This window comes from Mesorhizobium sp. M5C.F.Ca.IN.020.32.2.1, from assembly GCF_004023105.1.
In the GTDB taxonomy this organism is placed as follows: Bacteria; Pseudomonadota; Alphaproteobacteria; order Rhizobiales; family Rhizobiaceae; genus Mesorhizobium; species Mesorhizobium wenxiniae.
The window spans coordinates 1-7,290 of record NZ_RZSX01000262.1; the positions used below are offsets into that span (position 1 = coordinate 1).

The window sequence follows — 7,290 nt, forward strand, 5'->3', positions numbered from 1 at the left end:
CGTCGTAGCCGTAGATGTTTTCCCATCGATATGTCGCCGTCCAGCCGGCATAACTGTCGTCCGAGGCTGGCTTGTCCGGGGAGGCCATTGCCAGAACGTAGAGCATGGTCGCTTCGTTGTAGCCTTCCCAGCCATAACGCAGAAAGCCGCTCTTCGGCTTCCACCCCTGTCGCAAGGTCGAATTGCTGCCTTGCGCCCATCGCCAGTCGACGCGCCGGTAGAGGACTTCCGCTAGTTCGCGGACTTCGGTTTCTTCGTCATTGTCGCCCGTGAAATAGGCGCCAGCCACGAGCACGCCGGCCATCAAAAGCGCAGTGTCAACCATCGACAATTCGCATCGCCAGGTGCGCAGGCCGGTCCGGATGTCGAGGAAATGGTAATAGAAACCCTTGTGGCCGGTGACGTCGTCGCCATTACCTTGCCGGCTGTTCCAGAAGAAGCGCAGTGCGGCAAGCGTCAGCTTTACGGCGGCATCTCGAGTCATCCAGCCACGCTCGACCCCGACCGGATAGCAGGACAGGGCGAAGCCGACGACCGCGATGCTTGCCGGCCAATTTGGCCGCGAGGTGTCGGCAACCAGCCCGTTCTCCGGATTCACGGTTTCCAGAAAATAGCCGAAGGCCGCGCCCTGGAAGCGGTCGAGCAGGTCTTCGTCGGACAGTCGAGGTTCGACCCTAAGCAAGCGACGGGAACTCCAGTCTCGCGGCCTTGGCGGTAGATCGGCCAACTTGCTTCAATAGGTGGCCCGGCCGCCGGAAACGTCGAAAACGGCGGCGGTGGTGAAGGAGCATTCCTCCGAAGCGATCCACGAGATCAGCGCCGCCACCTCCTCGACCTCGCCAAACCGCGCCATCGGTATCTTCGACAGCATGAAATCGATGTGCTGCTGGCTCATCTGCTGGAAAATCGCGGTGCGCACCGCCGCCGGCGTGACGCAGTTCACGGTCACCTTGGTCTTGGCCAGTTCCTTGCCCAGAGACTTGGTCAGGCCGATCACCGCCGCCTTGGAGGTGCTGTAGGCAGAGGCATTCGGGTTTCCCTCTTTGCCGGCGATCGAAGCGATGTTGACGATCCTGCCGTAATTGCGCTCGAGCATGTGCGGAACCAGCGCCTTGTTGCAGTAGAAGACGCCGTTGACGTTGATGTCGATGACCCGGTGCCAATCCTCCACCGAATAGTCCCAGGTCGTCATGTTCGGTCCGGTGATGGCCGCACTGGTGACCAGGATATCGACCGCGCCAAGGGCATCGATCGTCTGCCGGGCGGCCTGTTCGACCGCCACGGCATCGGCGACTTCGACAGTCACGCTATGCAAATCGGCAATGACAGCCTTGGCCTGCTCGATCTGGGTGGGGTCGCGATCCCAGACGCAAACGCGCCCGCCCTCTTCAGCGATTCTTAGCGCGACAGCCAGGCCGATTCCGGACGCGCCACCAGTGATCACGGCCGACCGCCCGGCAAACCGTCCCGCAAAACTCATCGGCATGTGCTCTTCCTCCCAATCGGCGGCGAATGTGAAGTCAATGGCGGAGGAGTTCAAGCCAGAGGCTGAAGCTCCGAACAGGTTCATGGTGGGCCACGAGGCGGTAGGAAAAGCCGCGGCAGGGCTAGAGCGTCGGGCTAGCTGGAGTTACGCCGCGCGCACCGGTTCAGACGTTCTTGATCGATTTCCAATGGTTCAGCCGCTCCGCGATCAGCTCTACTCGTCGCTGGTTGTCGCGCCCGTCCAGGATGCTCAAGTCCTCCGGCTCGGCGCGCAGATAGACACCGGAGGTGCGGGCGTTCAGTTTTGGCTGTGTGTCGGCTCGTGTGGTGAAGTACCCGGACGCGCGATCGGCGGACTCCAGCCGGATCTCTCCTGTCCCGTACAACTGCGACGCGTTCGCGTCCAAGGGCCGTTCTCCATTCCAAAAGTAAAAGATGCCGGCAGGCTCCTTTCTCTCCTTTACTGCTTCGCTCCAGTATCTCGCGGACAGACTGCCATTCTCTTGCCATGAGCGGCCGGCTAGCTCCAGCGCACCATCGCGGTCTCGCGAGATCCGCAGGAGGCTCACCGCGGAAGGTTCCTTCACGGTCCGCTCCGACAGGGAAAACTGCCACCAAAGACCCTCTATTCGGGCGGCGCGGCCCTCATTTTCAATCGCTTTTCGCAGCTTTTGGTTGACCGCTCTCATCTCGGCGGCGGTTATCGCTTCGCCGTACCTCACGGACGTCAGGCCGAGGAGATCGCTTGGAAGCTTGGAGCCGTTGGCATGGAGGATAAACGTTCGGCGCATTCCGAGGACACCGCCGAAAAGGCCGGCTTCGAAGACCACATTGTCTCGCGGAGAAGCTTGAGCGGATACAGGAGCAGGTGATGCCAGGCTTGCACTCGTCCAGTCGTCCTGGGCGAACACAAAAGCAGCGAAGTCGACTTCACGCGTAAGCTCAAGGAGGCGCTCCAGTGTGGTTGTCCCGGGATTGAAGGATGTCGTCCAGGGTTCCACATACGCGATGTCTTCAAGACCGCGTGTCAGCGCCTGCAGCAGTTTTTTCTGCTTCCCCGACGAGCCCAGGAAGATTCGAGGTTTGTCCATCCGTTTGCTCCAGCCCAGCAGATCGGGACCACCAGCGTCTGCTATCCCTGCGGCCATCGTCTGGTTGTCCCCGCCATAGCGTACGCGGAGGGCCTCATTCATTGCAACGGATGCAAGGAATGCCGGCTGCTATTTTTCGGTCCGGTGCTGAAGAACTGCGAAAACAGTTCCGCGCGGTGGCGATGCCGAGCTTCTCATGAATCCGGCGGCGATGGCTCTTGACCGTGATGCCGAGGCGCTCACAATGTTTGGAGCCAGAAGCCGGCCTGGATGCTCGGTTCTTGCGGACTTTACCGCCTTCCCGGGGCGTCCTTGTGGCTGTTTTTGCCTCATTTGGGTGACAGGCTGCAGGGGATGGGTTATATTGCACTGCACAATGGAAGCGTTCGCGCCTGGCGCGGCGGCGAATCGGCATTGAACTCATGGACGGGACTTCGCTACCGAGATGAAGATACCAAAATCTCTGTTGGTCGACCCGGAGAAGAGCACGGTCTATGGCACATTTGCTGTCGCCATCTCCATTTGGGCGTTCTCCTACTCCTACCTTTTCGGCCAGATCCTGATCCTGGCCTATTATGCGGTCTGGCTTCCCCTGATCATGGTAGATTACCGGCGGCTGTTGCGACATGCCTCCAGCGCGTGGCTGCCATTGGCGTTTGCAATCTACGTCTGCCTCTCGGTGTTCTGGTCGGATGCTCCCGGCATCACGTTGAGGACGGCGATCCAGTATTGCTCTCATATCGCCTGCGCCTATATCGCCGCGCGCACCGTCAGCGTTCGGACGTTGACAATAGGCTCACTGATCGGGATCTTTCTCGTCCTGCTCTACTCGCTTATGGTCGGGGGTTATTCGTATGATGGCCTCGACGGGACGTATAATTTCGTCGGCGCATTCAGCTCCAAGAACCAGATCGGCTTTGTTGCCTCCCTTGGCATCTATTTTTGCGTTGTCTTGCTGACCTTTCTCAGGCGCGGCCGGATCAGCCTTTTCTTGACGGCGCCCGTCCTCGTCCTGTCGGCCTATCTGCTGGTCATTTCGCATTCAGCCACCTCGATGGCTTCGGTACCGGCAGTTCTCGCTCTGGTCGCTCTGCTTGCCATGGCGAAGAAGCTTTCGCTCCGCTACCGACGGGTGATTTTCATGGTCGGCGCATGCGGGCTGGTCGCGGTCACCGCGGTTGCCTTTGCGGGGCTTCTGGATTTCGTCCTTGGCGTCTTCGGAAAAGACTCCACGCTCACCGGACGGACCTATCTCTGGGAGCAGGGCTGGCGTGCGGTGCAGCAAGCGCCGATCCTCGGCGTCGGCTACGCGGGCTACTGGGTGCAGGGTTTCGCCGAGGCCGAACGGCTTTGGAACGAATTCTACATCACGACCCGAAGCGGCTTCCACTTCCACAACACCTATGTCGAAGCGCTCGTCGAGCTTGGCTATGTCGGGGCGACGCTGATTTCGCTGATCATCGTGCGCACGCTGTGGGGCCACATATCGGCGTTGATATTCAGGACGTGGCAGGCCGAATCTGTGATTCTTGCCGGCGTGATGGTGCTTCTGTTCATCCGGTCCTTCGTCGAGGTCGAGACCCTCAACCCCTACATTATGGGCTCCTTCCTTCTGTATTACAGCTACTTCAAACTGGTGAAGGTGCCTGTCGCCCGCCCTCGGTGGACGGCGGCGAGCCTCGCGGAACCAGAAACCGCAAAGGGCTAAGAAAAGCGCAGAATGTCACCTTGATTTCGTTCGTTAAAATTACCGTCAAAAACGAATGTAATCTTGGGGCGCCACAATTTCGCGAATTGTTCGGGCGGGATTTCCTGCAACCAGGCTTCGCGGCGGTGCACTTTTGGTGACCACAGAGCCGGCTCCAATTACGCTATGATCCCCGATTTCGACCCCAGGCAGGATTATTGAATTCGGCCTATCCAAACATTATCCCCAATCAGGACAGCTTTCGCTTTAACACCGGCACCCTCTTCGACCTCATGATAGTTTGAGTCTTGGATTACAACCGATTCGCCAATAAGGCATCCTTTTCCGATGCTTACTGCGACAGATGCGTCGGTCGTAACTCCGCTGTTTATAAAAAGATCTAGAGCCAATTGACAGACTTGCGTTCCGGCGAGCATGAAACCAGGAACGTGACCCAAGCCCTCGAAACGAAACGCGAGAGCCAAATCTAAAAATTGCCTTTTCCTGCTATATGAGGCGAGACACCAAGCACCGAAACTCGATCGGATATTTCGATATCCCTCACTGCCCAAAAGAATGTAATTATTGCGCCTTTAATATACCTTCTAGCACGATAGATATTCACCACGCTTCCCCCACCGATTGGCACTTTTCGCCGAGAAGCGTGCATCTATGCGGACGGCCTCGGCATGACGCTCCCTTTGAGCGTCAGCTGACCTTGGGGTATTCGATCGATCGAGTTCTATTGGCTAGCCATTGGCGCCAGCTTCACCTTGATCACGTCCCCGGGCAGCACGGGCGTGTCTTCACTGGCGGCAATTTCGCTGGTCTTGCCGTCGACCACCCGAACCAGGGCAAAGGACATCGTTGGCTCTTCGCCGTCGCGATAGCGTTGTAACGCCGGATTCCCCGACATGGCTTCGGCCATCAGGCCGGTTTGCATGTTCATCTTGAGCATCGTCGCACTGAGATCGGCTTCTACCTGTTGCCGGTCGGCGGCGAGGCTCGCATTCTGAGTGTTTTCCAGGTCGATGGCATCCTGATTGGCCTTGCTGATCGACTGCTTGGCGGTAAGGATGGCCGTGTCGTAATCCAGGATCTGGCCTTCCAGGTCGGCGATCGTTTGTTGCGAAGTCAGAACCCGCGTGTTGACGACAAGGCCTTTCTGCGCCAGCGAGCCGATGCCGCTGAGCTGTTCCTTTGCCAGGTCGACCTGCCGCTGCTGGTTGACGATCTTTTTCTGCAGCGAATCGATCTCGCTCTGCAGTAGCTTCTTCAAATCGTCGAGCGCCTGAAGGCGCAGTTTAAGCTTCTTTTGATCGGCCGTCAGGATCGCCATCTCGTCCGCAACGACGCTTGCCACCTTCGGATCGTTGGCCACCTCCTTCGGCACGTCGAATGTCGGCTTGTCCGCCATCTCCGCTTCAATGCGCGCGCGCCTGACGATCAGCCGGACCCGTTGGTCTTCGAGAACGTCAAAATCGCCCTTGGCATTGATCATGTCGCGGTCGTACCGCTGTCCTTCGGGGGCCCGCCGGACACCGCCGGCGATGCTCATCGCCCTCAGGACGGTCAGACCAGGCACGTAGGGATACTGGCCAGGCGTCTGCACCTCCCCGGAAATGTAGAATGGCCTGTACTCCGCCATTTCGACGGAGGCTTCCGGCCGGTCCGCCAGGGCGAGCTTGCGCTGGAGCGCCTGGCCGATCGCTGCCGCGATCTCGGATGTGGTCTTGCCGGATGCCGGCATTTCGCCGACGAACGGCACGGACAATGTTCCGGCCGGGCCGACTGTGTACTCTCCGTTGACGGCCGTCCAGTCTCGGAACGTGCCTTCAACGGTCTGCCATTCGGCCACGCGGATGGTCAGCTTGTCCTGCGATCCGAGGCGATACTCATCGGCGGCGGCGAGTTGGGGAATGGTGAGCGCCAGCGCGAGGCAAGTGGTCATAAGCCGCATCCGCCGTATGCGATTGCTAACAATGCCGGCGCAGGAGATTTCGAAGATATCTGTTTTCAACTGAACGTTTTCCGATCCGCTTAGCCCCGCCCGATGAAACTTGCTGCAGAATGGTTGGCGTCTGGACAGTCACTCTTCCACACAGAGCCGGCCCAGCCGGTCAGTAGCAGCCCCGCGACATCCAGACGGCAGGCACGGTCTTGACGATGATGCGAATGTCCTCAAACAGCGACCAGTTCTCGACATAGTGGCGATCGAATGCGACGCGGCTGTCATAGGAAACGTCATTGCGGCCGCTGACCTGCCAGAGTCCGGTTAGGCCGGGGCGCGATTTCAGGTAATAGACGGCCGAACTGCCATAAATCTCGAGCTCGTCGCGTACGACGGGGCGAGGACCGACAAGGCTCATGTCACCCTGAAGGATATTGATGATCTGCGGCAGTTCATCGAGGCTGAGCTTCCTCAGCACGGCCCCGACGCGCGTGACGCGCGGATCGTTCTTGAGCTTGCGGGTCGCCATCCATTCGGCTTTGGCGTCCGGGTTGGCGGCAAGATATGCAGCCAGCACCTGTTCGCCATTCTGAACCATGGTGCGAAACTTGAGGCACGGGAAAATCCGTCCTCCGCGACCGATCCGGCTGTGACCGTAGAAAATCGGTCCGCCGTCGGAGAACTTGACAAGCAGCGCGACCATCACAAACAGCGGACTGAGAGCAACCAGGCCAATCAGTGAACCGGCGATATCGAAGCTGCGTTTGAGCAGGCCGCCGATCGGTGGAAAATCGATACCTGCCTGCGAAAAATTCGCGTCGGCCGGCTTGGCTACGTCCCTCATGCATAAACTCCATACGTTGAACGGATGGTTTGCCGCACGATATCAAAAAAATGCTGCATCGCAACACACAATTTCTTGAGCGGCTGAAATAATCACGTCATGACTTGACTAAATAATAAACCGATCCTGCACAAATTTTCGCCTTTATGGCGCGTTCGTGACAAATTCTGGGCAACCTTGAAGAATCTAGTGCGTTTTTGAGGCTTCGGTTGGGCAAATCGCTCTTTGTGCC

The 7,290-nt window shown here is 58.6% G+C and carries 6 protein-coding genes and 1 pseudogene; 1 reads left to right on the forward strand and 6 read right to left on the reverse strand.

Going from position 1 to position 7,290, the window contains the following annotated elements; genetic code table 11:
* The 3 genes from EOA86_RS15125 to EOA86_RS15135 form a co-directional block, all read right to left on the reverse strand.
* A partial coding sequence (locus EOA86_RS15125; RefSeq protein ID WP_281035664.1) for a glucoamylase family protein occupies positions 1-682 on the reverse strand: 682 nt, incomplete at its 3' end.
* A 51-nt stretch (positions 683-733) separates the two neighbouring features.
* On the reverse strand, positions 734-1,486 hold the full coding sequence (locus tag EOA86_RS15130) for an SDR family NAD(P)-dependent oxidoreductase (protein WP_128342365.1): 753 nt from the start codon (positions 1,484-1,486) through the stop codon (positions 734-736).
* 163 nt (positions 1,487-1,649) lie between these two features.
* Entirely contained in the window at positions 1,650-2,633 is a 984-nt protein-coding gene (locus EOA86_RS15135) for a TIR domain-containing protein (protein WP_245497268.1), read from the reverse strand.
* A gap of 388 nt (positions 2,634-3,021) precedes the next feature.
* Here EOA86_RS15135 and EOA86_RS15140 point away from each other — a divergent pair, with 388 nt between their 5' ends.
* Positions 3,022-4,284 carry an O-antigen ligase gene (locus EOA86_RS15140; RefSeq protein ID WP_128342367.1) on the forward strand — a complete coding sequence of 421 codons (1,263 nt, stop codon included), beginning with the start codon at positions 3,022-3,024 and terminating at the stop codon, positions 4,282-4,284.
* 81 nt (positions 4,285-4,365) lie between these two features.
* Here EOA86_RS15140 and EOA86_RS41230 read toward each other — a convergent pair.
* From EOA86_RS41230 to EOA86_RS15155, 3 genes and pseudogenes are all read right to left on the reverse strand, one after another.
* Positions 4,366-4,499 (reverse strand): annotated as a pseudogene (locus EOA86_RS41230) (DapH/DapD/GlmU-related protein); the annotation flags it as partial.
* A gap of 506 nt (positions 4,500-5,005) precedes the next feature.
* Positions 5,006-6,214 (reverse strand): polysaccharide biosynthesis/export family protein, encoded by a 1,209-nt coding sequence (locus EOA86_RS15150; RefSeq protein ID WP_082982113.1) that lies wholly within the window; start codon positions 6,212-6,214, stop codon positions 5,006-5,008.
* Positions 6,215-6,383: 169 nt separating this feature from the next.
* Positions 6,384-7,058: a sugar transferase gene (locus tag EOA86_RS15155; protein WP_128342368.1), complete on the reverse strand. Its 675-nt coding sequence runs from the start codon at positions 7,056-7,058 to the stop codon at positions 6,384-6,386.
* Positions 7,059-7,290: the final 232 nt, after the last annotated feature.